This window comes from uncultured Paraglaciecola sp. (genome assembly GCF_913020055.1).
Lineage (GTDB): Bacteria > Pseudomonadota > Gammaproteobacteria > Enterobacterales > Alteromonadaceae > Paraglaciecola.
Map to the genome: position 1 here is coordinate 18,769 of NZ_CAJWCF010000047.1, position 17,985 is coordinate 36,753.

Sequence of the window (17,985 nt, forward strand, 5' to 3'; positions counted from 1 at the left end):
GGAGCGGATTATGAACATTGTTGATATTGCGGTCAAACGGCCTGTCACAGTTTGGATGTTTACCTTTGCGATCATTTTATTTGGTATGGTTTCGTTATCACGTTTAGCGATAAACCTATTACCGGAACTGTCCTACCCTACTCTTACCATTCGCACCGACTATCTAGGTGCAGCACCTGGCGAAATCGAACAATTGGTCTCCAAACCCATTGAAGAAACTATAGGCGTAGTAAAAGGGGTACGTACCGTTACGTCCACCTCTAAAGCCGGTCAATCTGATGTATTACTCGAATTTGAGTGGGGCACAGACATGGACTTAGCCAGCCTAGAAGTTCGTGAAAAACTAGACACCCTACAATTACCCTTAGATATTAAGAAACCATTATTACTTCGCTTTAACCCAAGCTTAGATCCAGTCATGCGTTTTGGCCTAGGAGGTGCCAAACCGGAAGCCTCAGATGATCCCAGCAGCACAAAAAACACCGAACAAGTAGTCTTAACCGATCAAGGCATTAAGGCGCTACGTATATATGCCGAAGAACAAATAAAACGACAACTCGAATCTGTTGTGGGTGTGGCATCGGTAAAAGTAGGTGGTGGGTTAGAAAATGAAATCCAAGTACTTGTTGACCAACAAAAAACCAGTCAACTGAACATTTCCGTTAATGAAGTGATTAAACGTTTAAAAGACGAAAATGTAAATTCCTCGGGGGGCCGAGTAAAAGACGGCTCACAAGAATATTTAGTTCGCACTTTAAACCAATTTCAAACTTTAGATGATATACGTAATCTGTTTATAGCCAATAGAGAAGGCAAAAACATTCGTTTAGGTGATATTGCTACAGTACAAGACACGCACAAAGAACCCACTTCAATGAACCGCTTTAATGGTTTTGAAGGGGTTGAAATAGCGATTTATAAAGAAGGTGATGCGAACACTGTTCAAGTAGCTGAAAATATACAGTTTCGCATTGCCCAATTGCAAGATGCCATTCCTAGCCAATATCAGTTGCAGTTGGTCTACGATCAATCAAGATTTATCGCCAATGCCATTGACGAAGTAAAGTCAGCCGGCATGATTGGTGGTCTATTAGCAATGTTGATTTTGTATTTGTTTCTTAAAAATATTTGGTCAACCTTGATTATATCTATCTCTATTCCTGTTTCTATTATCGCTACTTTTAATCTTATGTATGGCAATGGAATTAGCTTAAACATAATGAGCTTAGGAGGCATCGCTCTGGCGATTGGTCTGCTAGTAGATAACAGCATAGTGGTGTTAGAAAACATTGCTCGGCATAAAACCAAAACTAAAAATTTCAAACAAGCGGCAGTGATTGGCACCAAAGAAGTTTCCATGGCGATAATCGCATCAACATTAACCACTATGGCGGTGTTTTTTCCATTAGTCTTTGTTGAAGGTATTGCTGGTCAGTTGTTTAGTGATCAGGCGTTAACGGTAACTTTTGCCCTGGCTGCATCGTTAGTTGTAGCACTCACATTGATCCCCATGTTAGCGGCAAGAGAAAAGTCGACTGATGCGACAAACAACACGCCTCCATTAGATTTAGGTAAAAGCCCTGAAAAAACCAAACCCACAACTAAGATTGGCTGGATTTTTCATTATTTATCGCTACCTCTTTATTGGTTAGTGCAAGTGCTTTTCCATTTTATTCCCTTTGTCATTACGTCCTTGATCGTTTTATTATTTAGGTTGTTAAGCAAAGTATTTGGTACCTTATTCCGTCCAATTTTATGGGCATTTGATAAGAGTTTTGCACAAATAGAAAAAGTTTACTTGGCTGCCCTGCACTATGTGTTACGTATTCGCTTCTTAGTGTTAACCAGCGTGATCGCGGTTTCTTTAGCGTCGGTTTTGTTATTACCTAAACTAGGCATGGAGCTTATTCCTGATATGTCTCAAGGTGAGTTTTTTGTCGAAATAAACCTGCCCACAGGATCACAATTAAAAAATACAGATAAGGTGATTGCAGATTTAGCAATATTTACCGCTGATCTTGAAGGTGTAGACCGTACCTATGCGTTGGCAGGAACTGGAAGCCTCATGAATGTATCTGCCAGTCAAGGTGGTGATTATTGGGGTAAATTAAACGTAGTTATGCTTTCAGGTAGTTCAGCTGAGACGAGCCAATTAGTGATGGACAAAATGCGTGGTTATTTGTCTCAGCAAGCCGGTATTCAAAGTAAGTTTGGTAAACCTGCATTGTTTACCTTCGCTACCCCTTTGGCCGTTCAAATCGTTGGTTATGATCTGCAAAACTTGGCTAAATATAGCCAAAAGATGCAGGCTATTTTGCAAAGTGATAACCGATTTGCAGATGTAAAATCCTCACTCCAAACAGGTAATCCAGAACTTAAAATTAAATTCGACCATGGGAAACTCGCTCAACTGGGTATCAATGCACCAGATGTATCTAAACTCATCTCAGCAAAAATTGGTGGCGAAGTAGCAACTAAGTACAGTATTGAAGACCGTAAAGTCGATATCTTAGTCAGAACCATCGAGGCACAACGAGATTCCATTGCCGATATTGGCCAAATGATTGTTAACCCTGGTGTTAGTCCCGCTATACCGTTATCTGCTGTCGCAGATATCAGTATGTCAATTGGTCCCAGTGAAATCACCCGTATTGGTCAAGAACGAGTAGCAGTAGTTTCGGCCAATTTAAATTACGGCGATTTAAATGAAGCAGTGTTAGCCGTTCAACAACATATCGACAACCTAAAATTGCCGGTAAACATGCAAGCTAAAGTGGCTGGTCAAAGTGAAGAAATGGAAAACAGCTTCCAATCTCTACAATTTGCTTTAGCGCTGGCGATATTTTTGGTGTATTTAGTGATGGCCTCACAATTTGAATCATTGTTACACCCATTACTTATTTTGTTTACTGTACCTTTGGCGTGTGCAGGCTCTATTTATGGATTGTACCTATCAGGCACTAATATCAGTGTAGTAGTGTTTATAGGGCTCATTATGTTGGCAGGTATAGTGGTGAATAATGCCATAGTGCTAATCGACAGAATTAACCAGTTGCGTGCCACAGGGATAGAGAAATCGGCTGCTATCATCGAAGCTGCGCAGAGTCGTCTACGACCTATATTAATGACCACTCTAACTACCTCGTTAGGTTTACTACCTATGGCAATAGGTTTAGGTGAAGGTGCTGAAATACGCACACCTATGGCCATCACGGTTATTTATGGTTTACTTTTTGCCACCCTTCTAACCTTATTTTTTATCCCGGTTATTTACAGTTTGTTTGATCGCAAACAGTTTGCAACACAATCAGAGGAATTGTTAACAGACGGTGATGATGGGGAAACTATTTATGGATAAGTTCGAAAGTGCTGGTTCGGCATTAGCGGATTTTGCCATACGCCGACCAGTCACCATTATGATGTTGTTTTTATCGATGTTGGTATTTGGTATTTTATCCAGCCAACTATTGCCTCTGGAAAAATTTCCTAGCATCGATATTCCGGAAATCGCTATCCGTATTCCTTATAGTGATGCAACACCGGTAGAAGTAGAAAAAATGATCACTCGGCCAGTAGAAGAGGCCTTGGCCACTATGTCTGGCATTAAACGTTTGCGCTCTCGTTCTTCAGAAGACGCAGCTGAAATCCAATTACAGTTTGCATGGGATGAGAACCTTAAAGCCAAAGGTATTGAAGCTAGAGAAAAGATAGATGCTATTCGCGCGGATTTACCGGAAGACGTAGAGCGGATATTGGTCTATCAATTTAATACTAATGATATGCCAATTTTTTCTTTGCGAGTCTCTAGCGAAAGAGATTTATCTAGCGCCTACGACTTGCTTGATCGCAATTTAAAACGGCCAATCGAAAGAGTCGCTGGGGTATCTAAGGTCGAACTTTACGGCGTAACAAAAAAGCAGATATCCATTCGTTTAGACCAACAACTGATGGCTGCGCTACAAGTTAACACCAACGAATTAGCCACCTCTTTGAGCAATGCTAATTTTTCCCTCACTGCGGGTAGTTTTACAGATACCGACATTGAACAAAAAATCACGGTTAATCCCCAAGGTGAGTTTACTAGTGTTCAGGAAATACGTGATTTGATGGTCAAAAAAGGGGTTCGCCTCAGTGATATTGCCTTAGTCAAATACGAAAAACCCAAACGCACAGAAGGTCGTCATTTAGATCAATCCTTTGCAGTAGGATTTAACATTTTTCGGGAATCAACCAGTAATATGGTTGAGGTATCTAGCGAAGTGTTAAAAGTGATTGATGAGGCTAACTCAAATCCTGCGTTTAACGGTATCCACTTGTTTATTATGCAAAACGAAGCAGAGAGCGTAACTAAATCCCTGTCTGATTTGCTTAATGCTGGTTTGATTGGCGCTATGCTATCACTACTGGTGCTTTATGCCTTTTTACGAAATGTAACCAGTACTTTATTGGTTGTGTTATCTGTGCCTTTTAGTATTTGTATTACCCTAGGCTGCATGTACATGATGGGTTATACGATTAATATTTTGTCTATGATGGGGCTGATGTTAGCGGTAGGTATGTTGGTAGATAATGCGGTGGTTGTCACAGAAAGCATCGAACAAGAAAAAGAACATAATCCTGATGTGATTGCTGCCACGAAAGCGGGTGTGGGTAAAGTAAGTTTGGCGGTCATCGCTGGCACTATCACCACTGCGATTGTTTTTTTACCTAATATTGTGGGTGCCAAGGTTAACGTCACTATTTTTCTAGAGCATGTTGCTATTGCCATTTGTATATCGTTGTTTGCTTCGTTACTAATCTCGCAAACTTTGATCCCTCTTCTTTCAACTAAAATCAAAACTAAGAAAAGTAAAAGTGGTGCCAGTAAACAACCGAAAGCCCCGAACAAAATGGCAATCTGGTACAAACACATTCTGACTTGGTCACTTAAAAACCAAGGAAAAACTAGCCTAATAGCTCTTTTGTTTTTAGCCAGTACCGCACTGCCAATGCAGTATGTCACCAGCGATGATGATAACAACAACGATCAAAATCGAGTTTGGATGAACTATGACATTCAAGGCAGTTATAGTTTGGAAGAAGTCGAAAAAACTGTGACTAAAATGGAAAAGTACCTGTACGCCAATCAAGATAAATTTTATATCAAACAGGTTTATACCTATTACACTGCTGGATTTGCTGTTTCGGGCATTACCCTTATAGATGATTTACTCGTGTCACAATCAGAAGTAAAAAAACAAATCTCTGAAAACTTACCAAAATTTGTAAGAGCAAAACCTTCGTTCCAATGGGATCAAGGCAATGGTGGCGGTATTCAAATGAACTTAGTCGGCGACTCTTCCGAAAGACTGGAGCAAATAGCCAAACAAATCATCCCAATATTGGCCAATGTTGAAGGACTTTCAGAAGTTAAAACCGATACCAGTCGCCAGAAACAGGAATTACAAATAGTCATAGATAGACAAAAAGCGTTTCGTTTTGGCCTCAATACCAGCGATATTGCGCAGATTGTCTCAACTGCACTGCGGGGAGCAAATTTACGCACATTCCGTTATGGAGACAGCGGTGAAGTGGGTATTCGTTTAATGTACGACCAAGAGTTACAAAATTCAGTCGATGCCCTAAAAAATCTAACGATTACTCGAATGTCAGGACAAAACGTCACACTAGATATGATTGCCAATTTAACAGTCAAACCTAGACTTGCAGAAATTAACCGTAGCTACCGTCAAACCTCAATAACGATTGGTGGCAACTTACAAGATGGCTTTACCTTAGAAAATGCGCAAAAAAGCATTAAAGGTGTAATGGAACACATCAAATTACCCACAGGTTACGATTGGACTTTTGATGGCAGCATAAAACGCCAAAATCAAAATGAAAGTGCCATGCAAACTAATATGTTATTGGCCCTGATTATGATTTACATCGTAATGGCTGCCTTGTTTGAGTCATTACTGTTACCCACAGCTGTGATTACCTCATTGTTGTTTTCGATGACGGGTGTATTTTGGGCATTGTTTGCAGCTGGTTTACCTATGTCAATTATGAGTATGATTGGCATGTTAATACTGATGGGAATAGTGGTGAACAATGGCATTGTGCTGGTGGATAGAATAAACCAGCTAATCAATATGGGTTACGCGGTGCAACAAGCCATCATCGAAGCCTGTCTAAACCGTGTTAGGCCGATACTAATGACTGTAGCTACAACGGTATTAGGCTTAGTGCCACTTGCTTTTGGCAGTACTCGTTTAGGCGGAGATGGTCCACCCTACTCGCCTATGGCAATTTCTATTATTGGTGGTTTACTATTTTCAACTTTAACCAGTTTGGTATTAGTTCCATTAGCTTACTTACTATTACTTAAGCTTAGGGCAAAAACCGTTGAATTGATCTCCAGCAGCAAACGAATAGTTAATCGAGTTATCAGTATTTAACCTGAGCTCGGGTTATTTAATAATGGGAGAACAACATGAGTAGATGGATTGTATTACCGATACTAGCCTTAGCCGCGATTGGCTTTTATAGCATTGGCAACGTTTCTAGTTTGGTTGTGTTTTTGATCATTGGTTTTATGTTTGAGTTAGCCTTTTGGTTCAAGGCATTTCCTAAAAAAAGGAATAAACCTTAAACTCAAAACCACTTTCACTATTTACTTCTCTAATACCTCAGACAACAGGTTAATCGCCTGTTGTTCTGCTTCATCTAACTGGCCATCAGCCAGCGCAACATCCCTAACTAACTGCATTGCTTTTAGTTTCATATCACTATCAACCAACAATTTGGCTCTATGCGTTAAATACTCATCCACTTTGTTAGTTTTTATGGCGGCATAACATTTCAGTAACGTAGTGGTGTAATACTCTTCTTTGCTGATATCAGAATTCCAATCAATAGTACTCAACCATTTACGCATAAATTGTGTTTCTTGTTCAGTGATCACACCATCAGCCACGATTAAAAACAACACTAAATCAAACAGAGCCTCTCGCTGCTTTTGGTCTTGGCAATGGCCCATATCTATTGACTGAATAAATAAATCAAATTTCATCTGTTACTCCTTAAAAATAGAATATTTAGCAAAATTGGATTCGTATTCCCCCTAAGCTTTGCAAGAATCCGTGCAAGGTAAATTGAGAATTGGTTTGCTTTGGTTTAGGCTAACGCAAATTTTCTATTTTGCGTAACTATTAATGATAAAAAATGATCCTAATCCAGTATATTCTGCTGCGAGTAATCGATATGAAAATATGCCCTATCGCAGATGCGGTAAAAGCGGTCTTCAATTACCGGCACTATCGTTAGGACTATGGCAGAATTTTGGTGCGGTCGACTCACCAAAAAATGCTCAAGACATGTTACATCGGGCATTTGATTTAGGTATTAATCATTTTGATTTAGCAAATAATTATGGCCCTCCTTTTGGATCGGCTGAATCTACCTTTGGTCAAGTTATGGCCAAAAGTTTTAAGCCGTATAGAGATGAAATGTTGGTATCCAGTAAGGCGGGATACGATATGTGGGCTGGGCCTTATGGTATAGGTGGTTCAAGGAAGTATTTAATCGCTAGTTGCGATCAAAGTTTAAAACGCACAGGGCTGGATTATTTTGATGTGTTTTATTCTCATTGTTACGACCCTGACACGCCACTTGAGGAGACCATGCAAGCATTAGATTATATTGTACGTTCTGGTCGCGCTTTATATGTAGGGATCTCTAGTTATTCACCTGTTCACACCAAACAAGCGATTCGTATATTACAAGATTTAGGTACCCCTCTTCTCATTCATCAACCTAGTTACAATATGTTTGACCGATGGATAGAAGATGGATTAACCGACGTATTGTTAGAGGAAGAAATTGGCTCTATTGTGTTCTCTCCATTGGCTCAAGGTTTTTTAACCAATAAGTATCTCAAAGGCGTTCCACAGGGTTCACGCGCATCTCGTGGTGAGCAGATTTATTTAAATGAAGATAATATCAGCCAAGAGAAAGTAGCCAAAGTCACGCAACTCAATGAACTCGCTTTACAACGAGGTCAATCACTCGCTCAAATGGCAGTAGCATGGGTGCTCAACAACCAAGCGGTAACGAGTGCGATTATCGGCGCCAGTAGAGTCAGTCAAATTGAAGACTGTGTGGCGGCTTTAGATAACTTAGAATTTACTCAACAAGAACTTAGCAGCATCGACACTATTTTAGCAAAGTAAATTTTTAGGAAAGTAAATTGCCAACACATCTAGCCATCATTAATCCCAAAAGCCCACAAAACATGGGCAGTATTTTACGTGCTGCCGGATGTTATCAAGCACAAAGCATTCGTTATACAGGTGAGCGTTATGCGCGGGCTAAGGCATTTCAAACCGACACTAAAAATGTGCATTTGAATATAAAAGTCAGTCATGTAGACGAAGTGATAAATGCAATAACAGACGAAAACCTTAGTAAAGTAGCAGTAGAGTTAGTTGAAGGGGCGACACCACTACCTAATTTTGTTCATCCCGAAGACGCCTTATATATTTTTGGCCCTGAGGACGGCTCAATAGAACAAGAAGTTGTAGATCAGTGTGATCATGTGGTTTACGTGCCTACTGTTGGCTGTATGAATTTAGCCGCTACCGTCAATGTGTTGCTTTACGATCGCTTAGCGAAAACCACACCAATGCCTGAAAACGATGAAGTGATTAAAAAAAGCAGAGATACCAACAACCGCACAAAAGCAAGATAGCGCCATTTATTAATGAAATGTTAACTATTTGATTTTCTCAATAACATTTCCTTTGTCATCTTTCGCTAACCGTGTGAATATAAAATTTACGAAAAGCCGTACTTATTGTATTTAAGTCACACAAAAAAATAGAAGGAATATCTAATGAGTGATGATAACCGCATCCCACGAAATTCAGAAAACGACCATACTAGGGAAATGGCCGAAGTCCGTAGACAGTTTATTAAACAAAAAACGGGTGCAGAGCTAACCCATACTGGCCAATTTAGTATCGATCCAGCAGTGTTACCTGGTAATGTCGAAAATTTTATCGGTGTAGTGCAAATGCCAGTAGGTGTGGCAGGTCCTGTTTTGATCAACGGCGAACATGCAAAAGGTGAATTCTACGTTCCTCTTGCGACTACCGAAGGCACACTGGTTGCCAGTTATAGTCGTGGTATGCGCGTGATCAATGAATGTGGAGGAGTCAAAACCACTGTTGTTGAAGGCTTTATGCAACGAGCTCCCGCTTTTATTTTTAACGATGCCCGGGAAGCAAGAGATTTTGGTCATTGGATAGAAGAAAACTTTGACAAAATTAAAGCAGTCTCAGAGACCACGACTAGCGTAGGTAAACTCATACATATTCAGCAATGGTCTGTATCTAAAACTAAATACTTACGTTTTAACTACACTACGGGTGATGCTGCAGGTCAAAACATGGTGGGTAAGGCAACCTTAATGGCCTGTGAATGGATCAAAGCCAATTCACCTATTCCTTGTATGTACATGTTATCCGGAAATATGGATACCGATAAAAAACACTCTCACCTTAATATGCTGCATTCAAGAGGCAAGCGGGTTATTGCTGAGATAGTGCTTAAAAAAGAAGTGTTAGCTCGTGTCATGAAAGTCGACACTAAAATGCTAGCTGGTGCATCTGTATTAGCGAACACAGGCGCTCAAATGGCCGGAGCCGCTTATAACGGTCCGCATTCAGCCAATGGCATTGCATCTTTATATATTGCCACAGGCCAAGATGAAGCCAACGTGGTGGAATCTCATGCAGGTATGTTGTCACATGAGTTATTGGATAACGGCGATTTGTATATGTCGGTCACGTTACCATCGCTTATAGTCGCAACCTTCGGTGGCGGAACAGGCCTTCCCACACAAAACGAATGCCTACAAATGTTAGGTTGTGTTGGTAAAGGTAAAGCCGAGAAGTTTGCAGAAATTGTTGCAGCTACAGTACTGGCAGGTGATATATCTCTAGGTTGTGCGGTTATAGCTGGCCACTGGGTGAGTAGTCATGATCAGATGGGTAGAAACAGATAACTAATCAGTTAAAACACAAAGCCCGGCAAATATCCGGGCTTTTTTATGTCTGATTTTTAGTGTTTATGAAATTGAACTCACTAAGCGGCCACAATGGTCACAGGTACACCGTTTAATACCGCATTACCTGATAACTCATCCAGCACCATTTCATCTGTTAAGTCATTCACGCTGACCCCTGAATGTTGCTCAGCCGTTTTCCACTGGCTACCTTTTTTGTTATGTCCCCAGCCATGAGGAATAGAAATAACACCGGGCATGATTTTTTCGGTGATTTCAGCAGGCAATGACACTTGCCCTACTCTAGACGTGACGGTGATCATCTGTTGATCTTGAATACTATGTTTCTCGGCATCTTCTGGATGGATTTGCGCAGTACATCGCGACAAACCATTGTTGGTGCCTTTCACCATTCGTTGGCTATTGTGTAGCCACGAGTTATTGGTTTTAAGATGCCTACGACCAATTAATTGCAAACTGTCATCATTAGCCTCCCCTGATAAAGACAAGTCAGCAGCAAAAAAGTGTTTATCTAAACGTGAAAGATCTGACATAAAGTAATCAAAACTTAAGTTAATCTTTTTATCGTTATGGTAAATAGCCTCAGGTAAATCACGTTGCAGCGGGCCGAGATCAATACCATGTGGTTTTTCTAGCAACAAATCTATGCTCAGCTCTTTGCCTTCATGACGATAACTACCACTTTTTAATAGGTCATCTACTACCCCTTTAGGTTCTTTTTGCCAAAGTGTTTGATATTTATCTGTGGGTAAACCATTCAACTTATCTAAACGCTCGGCTAGGCCTAGGTAGATTTGCCAATCAGTTTTGCTATTCTCGGCGGGAGGGAAAATAGCAGGTGAGAACTTAGTACTGTTCCTTACTGCGAAATTATGGAAAACAACATCGTAGTGATCTCGTTCTAATGCGGTAACAGGCGGCAAAATAATATTCGCATGGCGTGAAGTTTCAGTGATATAAAAATCCACTGCCACCACAAAGTCCAATTGTTCAAAGGCTTTATCTAATTGCGGACCATTAGGAGTGGTTAAAATAGGATTACCCGCCCCTATTACCATGGCTTTAACCTGCCCTTCGCCTTCGGTGAGTATTTCTTCAGCTAATGCCGACACCGGAAATTCACCAGCAAAAGCCGGTAATTTACGTACTCTTGAATGAAAATTAGCGATTGAACCACGACCCGAATGAGGTAACAGGTCAGCTGCAGGCTGAGTAAACATCATACCGCCTTGCCTATCTAGATTGCCGGTAAGCATGTTAAACAACATGATCAAATATTGAGTAAGGGTGCCAAAAGCTTGCACACTAGCGCCCATTCGCCCGTAACACACTGCAGGCCCTGCACTACAAAATGATTCCACTAAACCAATAATTTGGCTTTCACTCATGCCGATTAATTTAGCCACTCGTTTGGCCGGATAATCCAAAACATATTTTTCGACTGTTAATAAATCAGGCGCAAAACCTAATAATTCATCGGCGGCAACCAGTTGTTTATCAAACAAAGTATGGATCATCGCTAACATCAATAAGGCATCAGTTCCTGGCTTGATAAAGTGATGTTCGCTACTCATATCCGCAGTTTCGGATTTTTTAGGGTCAATGACTACCACTTTACCACCACGGGCTTGAACGGCTTTTAGACGACGTTTGATATGTGGCACTGTCATTATGCTGCCATTCGAGGCCAGCGGATTACCGCCAATAATCATAAAATGTTGAGTATGATCAATATCCGGAATAGGTATTTGTGACTGATGACCAAATAGTTGGCGACTCACAATATGATGCGGCAGTTGATCGACTGAAGTGGCTGAATAACGATTATGTGACTTCAGTGCACGGTAAAAATAAGGGCCATATAAAATCGCTCCCATATTATGTGCATTAGGGTTACCAAGATAAGTTGCAACAGATTCAACACCATGCTTTTTTTGCACATCAAACAAACTAGTCGCTACTTTATCCAATGCATAATCCCAAGACACTTCCTGCCATCCGTCTTCGGTTTTCTCTATCGGCGTGCGAATTCGTTCAGGATCTTCGTACAAATCCTTTAATGCCATGGCTTTAGGGCAAACATGCCCTTCGCTGAAGGGATTTTGCTTATCACCTACGATAGACAATATTTCTCTGTCTTGGGTGGTAACTTCTATGCCACACATGGCCTCACATAAGGTGCAAGTCGAATAATGTTTTAGTTTTTCAGTAGCCATAATCAATGTCACAAAATTGTTAATGGTAGAAAGTTATCGATTTACGCTGTTATACACAAGCATCATTGTTAGTTATGTTTTCCGCTGGCTAAATTTATAGCCTAGACACAAACGTATAACTATTTTACCCTGTGTATTGGTCCACTAGTTGGCTACCAGTTTAGTTGTATTACTTCCAAGGAACCTAGTTGAAAATTAATGACACTAGTGCTCAAGACACTATTATTACCGCTAAAAAATCTAGCAAAAACTACCTATTGGGCGGATTGTTATTTTTAGTATTAATTATCGCGTTAATCATACTTTATCCGTACTTTTCTCGTTGGTCTTACTCTTCAATGTCGGTTTCAGCTGAACGTATTCGTATTGGTACAGTCAAGCGTGGTGATTTCGTTCGCGATTTGTCTATTCAAGGTCGAGTAGTAGCGGCTATCAGCCCGAAATTATATAGCCCAGCACAAGGTACTATTACCTTTCTAGTAGACGCGGGAGACTCGGTTTTACAGGGTCAAACGTTGGCGACAATAGACAGTCCAGAGTTATCCAATCAACTCAAACAAGAACAGTCCACCTTACAAAGATTGCAGTTCGAATTAGACCGACAAAGGATCCAAAGTAAAAAACAAGCACTAGAAAACCAAAAATCATCTGACTTAGCCAAAGTGGCCTTAACTGCCGCAGATAGAGAAAAACGCCGTGCAGATCAGGCCTATAAAAGTCACACCATTAGCCAAATAGATTTTGAAAAAGCCCAAGATGACTTAGAAAATGCCAAGTTAATTCATAAACATGCCGTTAATGACGCCAAACTTAATATTGAAAGTTTAGAATTTGAAGTACAAACCAAACAGCTACAAGTGGATAGACAAGCGTTACAAGTTGATGACTTAACGAGGCAGGTAGTAGATCTCACTCTGCTCTCTCCAGTGAATGGGATTGTGGGTAATTTAGCGGTGGAGCAAAAAAACCAAGTCAGTAAAAACCAAAGCATTATGAGCGTAGTGGATTTAACTGAGTTCGAATTAGATGTGGATATCCCAGAAAGTTACGCAGACGACTTAGCCATAGGCATGTTGGCTGAAGTCAACTTGAATGGACAAATTCATCAGGCAATATTAGTGACCATTTCACCTGAAATTGAAAATAACCAAGTAACAGGCCGCGTGCGATTTGCTAAAACTGACGAACAGGGTAATACACTGTCAGCGCCATCGGGTTTAAGACAAAATCAACGTTTGACCACTCGTATATTAATGGAAAGAAAGCAAGATGTACTGATGGTTGAGCGTGGACAGTTTTTACAAAGTGCCAATGGTAGCATTGCCTACGTGCTACAAGACGGGCTGGCAATTCGTACACCAATCAAAACTGGGGCCCGAAGTTTATCGGTGGTTGAAGTGCTTGATGGGTTAAGTAAGGGTCAGCAAATAATTATCTCCGCTACCGACCAATTTGACGGTGCTAACACGGTATTAATAAGCCAGTAATGCTCCAATATTACTTCAAGCTATCACTAAAAAACATAAGCCGTCAGAAAGGCTTGAGTGTATTGATTTCAACGACCCTTGGGCTGGGTATCGCTGCCTGTATGATAACTTATTCGCTAATCCATTTAATGTCCAAAGATCCTTTACCGAATAAGAGTGAGAGGGTCTTTCACATTCAATTTGATAATTGGCAGTTAGGCTTAGCCGCTATAGCACCTGACTTACCTCCCGACGAGGTCACTTGGCGTGATGCTATGAATATAGTGCATGCCAAACAAGCTAAGTATCAAGCGGCTAATGCAATAACATGGGGAATGGTGACGCCGGCCGATAAAAACATCCCTCCTTTTTTGGGTATTATTCGCGCTACGCATGGTGAGTTTTTCCCCATGTTTAAGGTGCCATTTTTATATGGACAAGGTTGGCAAAATTTCCCTGCAAACAATGTTGAGTATGTCACTGTATTAAGTAAATCTACAAACAAACGGATCTTTGGAGGACTTAACTCTGTTGGTCAAACTTTACCAATGTTAGGTAAGTTATTCACGGTCGTTGGTGTGTTAGATGATTGGCATCCTAGTCCAAAGTTTTTTGATATGTCGTTTGGAGCGTTTTACCAACCTGAAGACATTTATCTGCCTTTACAAATAAAATCTGAACTTGAACTACCCCATGGCGGCAACCTAAATTGTTGGGAAACCAATATAGCTGATGATTATCAAGCCATTCTTAACTCCGAATGTGTCAACTTAAATTTATGGGTTGAATTGCCAAGCGCTCAAAATAAACAGCAGTATGAAAATTTCCTAAAAGCATATGTAGAACAACAAAAAGCACTGGGCCGATTCCCAAAAGCCATTAATAATCAACTTCTAGATATAAACCAATGGCTCGCACATAAAGAGGTGGTTAGTGCAGACATGTATGTATTTTTTTATCTAGCCTTATTATTTTTATTGGTGTGTTTATTCAATGCAGCCAGTTTAATGAGCACCAAATTCACCGCTAAAAATAGTGAAGTTGCCCTTAGAAGAGCGTTAGGTGCGAATCAACAGTCGATTTTTGCCCAATGTTTAACAGAAACCAGCATTTTAGGCGGTTTAGGGGCGTTAATCGGCTTAGTGCTTTGTATATTTGGTTTGCAAGGTATCACCTATCTTTACCCTAATTTCAGCGCTTTTGTCTCGTTAGATATGACTTTGATGTTGATTACTGTGTGCATAAGCCTTGTCTCTAGTATCTTAGCGGGCTTAATACCGATTATTAAAGTATGTAGGTTAGCACCAGCGAGTTATCTGAAATGATAACAAAAGTTAAAAAATATATCTCTCAATTACCTTTTGCGCGCATTGCTTACAGACCAATGTTTAGCACTTTGCTTAGACAAAAATATGCCATGACGGTATTAATCTTACAGATAGCGCTAACCTTGGCGGTCATCAGTAATGGACTATTTATTGCCTCTCAACGCCTTGATATATTGCAACGTACAAGCGGCATAGATGAGAATAATACTTTTGTTTTAACCAGTTCTGGCTTTACCGAAAACTTTGATCCTAAAACCAGCATGCAAACTGATTTAGCTGAATTTAGACAGATGCCAACTATTATTGATGCGGTCGCCACCTACTCTTTTCCGTTTAGTGGCAGCAGCGAATGGGACGATTTACGAACCCTACTCGGTAACGAACAAAATTCGGTACCGGCTTCGAGTTACAAATTAGATGAACATGGCATAAATGCGTTAGGTCTGTCACTCATTGCGGGAGAAAACTTCAGCCCAAGCGAAGTACTTTGGCAAACAGAAAGCAATAAAACCATCCCTAATGTGGTGATTATCACAACTAGTGTTGCGGAAGGTTTATTCCATACTCAAGACTGGTCATCGCTAGTCGGCAAAACCATTTTTATTAACGAAGCACATAGCGCAATCATTAAAGGCATTGTGCTTCAACTGCAAGCACCTTGGGATCCAGTAGGACAAATTGAAAACAGTATAATCTACCCTAGAGTGGTAACGCGTAACTCCGCGCGTTACTTAATTCGCACAAAACCTGCAATGCTGCAATCCACTATTGCTGAAGTAGAAAGGCATCTAGGGATGAGTAATCAACAGCGCATGATCCGTAAGGTACAAACAATTCAAACACTTAGAAAAGAAGTATACGGACCCGATATTGCAGCTATTACAATTTTACTCGTGGTGATTACAACACTCAGTATTATAGCCGCTATGGGTATTGGCGGCATCACCAGTTTTAATGTACTGCAACGACATAAACAAATAGGTATTAGGCGTGCACTAGGTGCAAACAAAATCGATATTCTAAGTCAGTTTTTTGCCGAAAATATTATGCAAACCTCTGCTGGTATATTTATCGGCTGTATTTTTGCTGTAGGGCTGAACATGTTTTTAGTCGCGCAATATGCTTTACCTAAACTTCCCTTCATTTACATTATATTCGCTGCATTATGTTTGTATGTATTGGGTATTTTGGCCACATTAAAACCAGCATTAAGAGCCATGAATGTGTCTCCTGCCGAAGCTACAAGAAGCCAATAAATTAGGTTACGTAATTAACGTTAAAAAATATTTTTCTGTTTTTTAAACCTTTTTGATTATTGCCTCGACTTAGTTGGTGATTGTTCAAAAATTTCAGGGAAAAAGATGAAAATAGCAGACACCAGTGGTCAAGATACCGCTGTCGTAAAACAGTCTAATAATAAGACAAAATGGCTACTCTTAGGTTTGATTGTGATTGTAGTTTTGGCCTACATGATCCTCGCCCCTGCCATCAGTAATTGGTCTAACTCAGATACCAGTGTTTCTGCACAAAGAGTACGTTTAGCCACAGTGACGCAAGGTGACTTTGTACGTGACTTATCAGTTCAGGGACGCGTAGTAGCAGCTGTCAGCCCTAAGCTATACAGTCCAGCGCAAGGCACTATTACATTTGAAGTTGATGCAGGTGATACCGTATTAAAAGGTCAAGTACTCGCCACCATAGACAGCCCAGAACTCACCAACCAGCTCAAACAGGAGCAATCAGCCCTGCAACGTTTACAAATGGAATTAGACAGACAAAAAATCCAATCCAGTAAACAAGCACTGGTTAATCAAAAAGCGGTAGACCTAGCTAAAGTATCCCTCACCGCTGCGGATAGAGAGAAGCGCCGAGCAGACAAGGCATTCTCCAGCCAGTCCATTAGCCAGATTGATTTTGAAAAAGCCCAGGACGACCTAGAGAACGCACGTTTAGTGTTTAAACATTCAGTTAAAGATGCCGAGCTTAATTTAGAGAGTTTAGAGTTTGAAGTGAAAACAAAACGTCTGTTTGTCGAGCGTCAAAAGTTATTGGTTACAGAGCTTAGCCGTCAAGTAGATGAATTGATCCTACTGTCGCCGGTCAATGGTCTAGTCGGCAACTTGTCTGTAGAGCAAAAAAATCAGGTGGCAAAAAACCAATCTATTTTAAGCGTGGTGGATTTATCTGAATTTGAAATAGAAGTCGATATTCCAGAAAGTTACGCCGATGACTTAGCCATTGGCATGGCCGCCCAAATCAACCTCAATGGTGAAACGCATTCAGCAAAACTCGTGACCATCTCACCTGAAATTGAGAACAATCAGGTTACCGGTAGAGTGCGTTTTGCCTCCCTTTCCCAAGGTGGTGTTAGCCAACCTCAAGGCCTACGTCAAAATCAACGTCTAACAACACGGATTTTGATGGAAAACAAACAAGATGTGTTAATGGTGCAACGTGGGCAATTTTTGGAAACCGGAAACGGCAGAGTCGCTTATATAGTCAAAAATGACATGGCTGAACGCACGTCTATCGCCACCGGTGCTCGGAGTTTATCTAGTGTGGAGGTGCTTAATGGCCTTGCAGTTGGTGACACCATAATAGTCTCAGGCACAGACCAATTTAATGGCGTACAAAGTGTCTTAATTACTCAATAGCTACTCAATAATTTAAAACAAATAATCACAATTACAGTTAGGGACAGTTCTAATGTTAAAAATGACAGACGTAAAAAAGGTATTTCGCACGGATTTAGTTGAAACTCATGCATTGCGCGATTTTAATTTGCATGTGGGTGAAGGTGAATTTGTTGCTGTGACTGGGCCTTCAGGCTCGGGTAAAACAACATTTTTAAACATCGCTGGATTACTCGAAACCTTTAATAGCGGAACCTACGAGTTAGACGGTCA

At 40.6% G+C, this 17,985-nt stretch carries 13 protein-coding genes; 11 read left to right on the top strand and 2 right to left on the bottom strand.

Annotated elements, in window-relative coordinates; translation table 11 throughout:
- The first annotated feature begins 10 nt into the window (after positions 1 to 10).
- From QZ488_RS11665 to QZ488_RS11675, 3 genes are read left to right on the top strand one after another with little or no spacing between them, the layout of a single operon-like run.
- Complete coding sequence (locus QZ488_RS11665) at positions 11 to 3,358, top strand: efflux RND transporter permease subunit (RefSeq protein ID WP_293748818.1); 3,348 nt, start codon at positions 11 to 13, stop codon at positions 3,356 to 3,358.
- The gene (locus QZ488_RS11670; protein ID WP_293748820.1) at positions 3,351 to 6,440 is read left to right on the top strand and encodes an efflux RND transporter permease subunit; all 3,090 of its coding nucleotides are present in this window, start codon (positions 3,351 to 3,353) and stop codon (positions 6,438 to 6,440) included. The genes QZ488_RS11665 and QZ488_RS11670 overlap by 8 nt, the downstream gene beginning before the upstream one ends.
- 35 nt (positions 6,441 to 6,475) lie before the next feature.
- A complete protein-coding gene (locus tag QZ488_RS11675; RefSeq protein WP_293748822.1) occupies positions 6,476 to 6,634 on the top strand; it encodes a hypothetical protein in 159 nt (52 codons plus the stop codon).
- A 21-nt stretch (positions 6,635 to 6,655) separates the two neighbouring features.
- Here the strand turns inward: QZ488_RS11675 and QZ488_RS11680 are convergent, their stop codons facing one another.
- Positions 6,656 to 7,054, bottom strand: coding sequence for a TerB family tellurite resistance protein (locus tag QZ488_RS11680; protein ID WP_293748825.1), 399 nt, complete (start codon positions 7,052 to 7,054; stop codon positions 6,656 to 6,658).
- Between the two features lie 142 nt (positions 7,055 to 7,196).
- Between QZ488_RS11680 and QZ488_RS11685 the strand changes: the two genes are divergently transcribed.
- The 3 genes from QZ488_RS11685 (at position 7,197) to QZ488_RS11695 (ending at position 10,048) form a co-directional block, all read left to right on the top strand.
- Positions 7,197 to 8,213 carry an aldo/keto reductase gene (locus tag QZ488_RS11685; protein WP_293748828.1) on the top strand — a complete coding sequence of 339 codons (1,017 nt, stop codon included), beginning with the start codon at positions 7,197 to 7,199 and terminating at the stop codon, positions 8,211 to 8,213.
- A 17-nt stretch (positions 8,214 to 8,230) separates the two neighbouring features.
- Positions 8,231 to 8,731: an RNA methyltransferase gene (locus tag QZ488_RS11690; RefSeq protein WP_293748831.1), complete on the top strand. Its 501-nt coding sequence runs from the start codon at positions 8,231 to 8,233 to the stop codon at positions 8,729 to 8,731.
- Between the two features lie 144 nt (positions 8,732 to 8,875).
- Entirely contained in the window at positions 8,876 to 10,048 is a 1,173-nt protein-coding gene (locus tag QZ488_RS11695) for a hydroxymethylglutaryl-CoA reductase (RefSeq protein ID WP_293748833.1), read from the top strand.
- Between the two features lie 80 nt (positions 10,049 to 10,128).
- Here QZ488_RS11695 and QZ488_RS11700 read toward each other — a convergent pair whose 3' ends face one another.
- Complete coding sequence (locus tag QZ488_RS11700; protein ID WP_293748835.1) at positions 10,129 to 12,285, bottom strand: molybdopterin-dependent oxidoreductase; 2,157 nt, start codon at positions 12,283 to 12,285, stop codon at positions 10,129 to 10,131.
- Positions 12,286 to 12,473: 188 nt separating this feature from the next.
- Here QZ488_RS11700 and QZ488_RS11705 point away from each other — a divergent pair, with 188 nt between their 5' ends.
- The 5 genes from QZ488_RS11705 to QZ488_RS11725 form a co-directional block, all read left to right on the top strand.
- The gene (locus QZ488_RS11705; protein WP_293748837.1) at positions 12,474 to 13,772 is read left to right on the top strand and encodes an HlyD family efflux transporter periplasmic adaptor subunit; all 1,299 of its coding nucleotides are present in this window, start codon (positions 12,474 to 12,476) and stop codon (positions 13,770 to 13,772) included.
- A gap of 53 nt (positions 13,773 to 13,825) precedes the next feature.
- Positions 13,826 to 15,076 (top strand): ABC transporter permease, encoded by a 1,251-nt coding sequence (locus tag QZ488_RS11710; RefSeq protein WP_366509014.1) that lies wholly within the window; start codon positions 13,826 to 13,828, stop codon positions 15,074 to 15,076.
- Complete coding sequence (locus QZ488_RS11715; protein ID WP_293748842.1) at positions 15,073 to 16,335, top strand: FtsX-like permease family protein; 1,263 nt, start codon at positions 15,073 to 15,075, stop codon at positions 16,333 to 16,335. The genes QZ488_RS11710 and QZ488_RS11715 overlap by 4 nt, the downstream gene beginning before the upstream one ends.
- A 105-nt stretch (positions 16,336 to 16,440) precedes the next feature.
- A complete protein-coding gene (locus QZ488_RS11720; protein ID WP_293748844.1) occupies positions 16,441 to 17,733 on the top strand; it encodes an HlyD family efflux transporter periplasmic adaptor subunit in 1,293 nt (430 codons plus the stop codon).
- Between the two features lie 52 nt (positions 17,734 to 17,785).
- Positions 17,786 to 17,985: ATP-binding cassette domain-containing protein (locus QZ488_RS11725; RefSeq protein WP_293748846.1), on the top strand; the 200-nt coding region annotated here is incomplete at its 3' end.

Excerpts from the sequence above, each read along its gene's own strand:
- QZ488_RS11720 (WP_293748844.1), top strand. The coding sequence starts at position 16,441 with ATGAAAATAGCAGACACCAGTGGTCAAGATACCGCTGTCGTAAAACAG.
- QZ488_RS11675 (WP_293748822.1), top strand. The coding sequence starts at position 6,476 with ATGAGTAGATGGATTGTATTACCGATACTAGCCTTAGCCGCGATTGGC.
- QZ488_RS11685 (WP_293748828.1), top strand. The coding sequence starts at position 7,197 with ATGATAAAAAATGATCCTAATCCAGTATATTCTGCTGCGAGTAATCGA.
- QZ488_RS11695 (WP_293748833.1), top strand. The coding sequence starts at position 8,876 with ATGAGTGATGATAACCGCATCCCACGAAATTCAGAAAACGACCATACT.
- QZ488_RS11665 (WP_293748818.1), top strand. The coding sequence starts at position 11 with ATGAACATTGTTGATATTGCGGTCAAACGGCCTGTCACAGTTTGGATG.
- QZ488_RS11700 (WP_293748835.1), bottom strand. The coding sequence starts at position 12,285 with ATGGCTACTGAAAAACTAAAACATTATTCGACTTGCACCTTATGTGAG.
- QZ488_RS11680 (WP_293748825.1), bottom strand. The coding sequence starts at position 7,054 with ATGAAATTTGATTTATTTATTCAGTCAATAGATATGGGCCATTGCCAA.
- QZ488_RS11715 (WP_293748842.1), top strand. The coding sequence starts at position 15,073 with ATGATAACAAAAGTTAAAAAATATATCTCTCAATTACCTTTTGCGCGC.
- QZ488_RS11670 (WP_293748820.1), top strand. The coding sequence starts at position 3,351 with ATGGATAAGTTCGAAAGTGCTGGTTCGGCATTAGCGGATTTTGCCATA.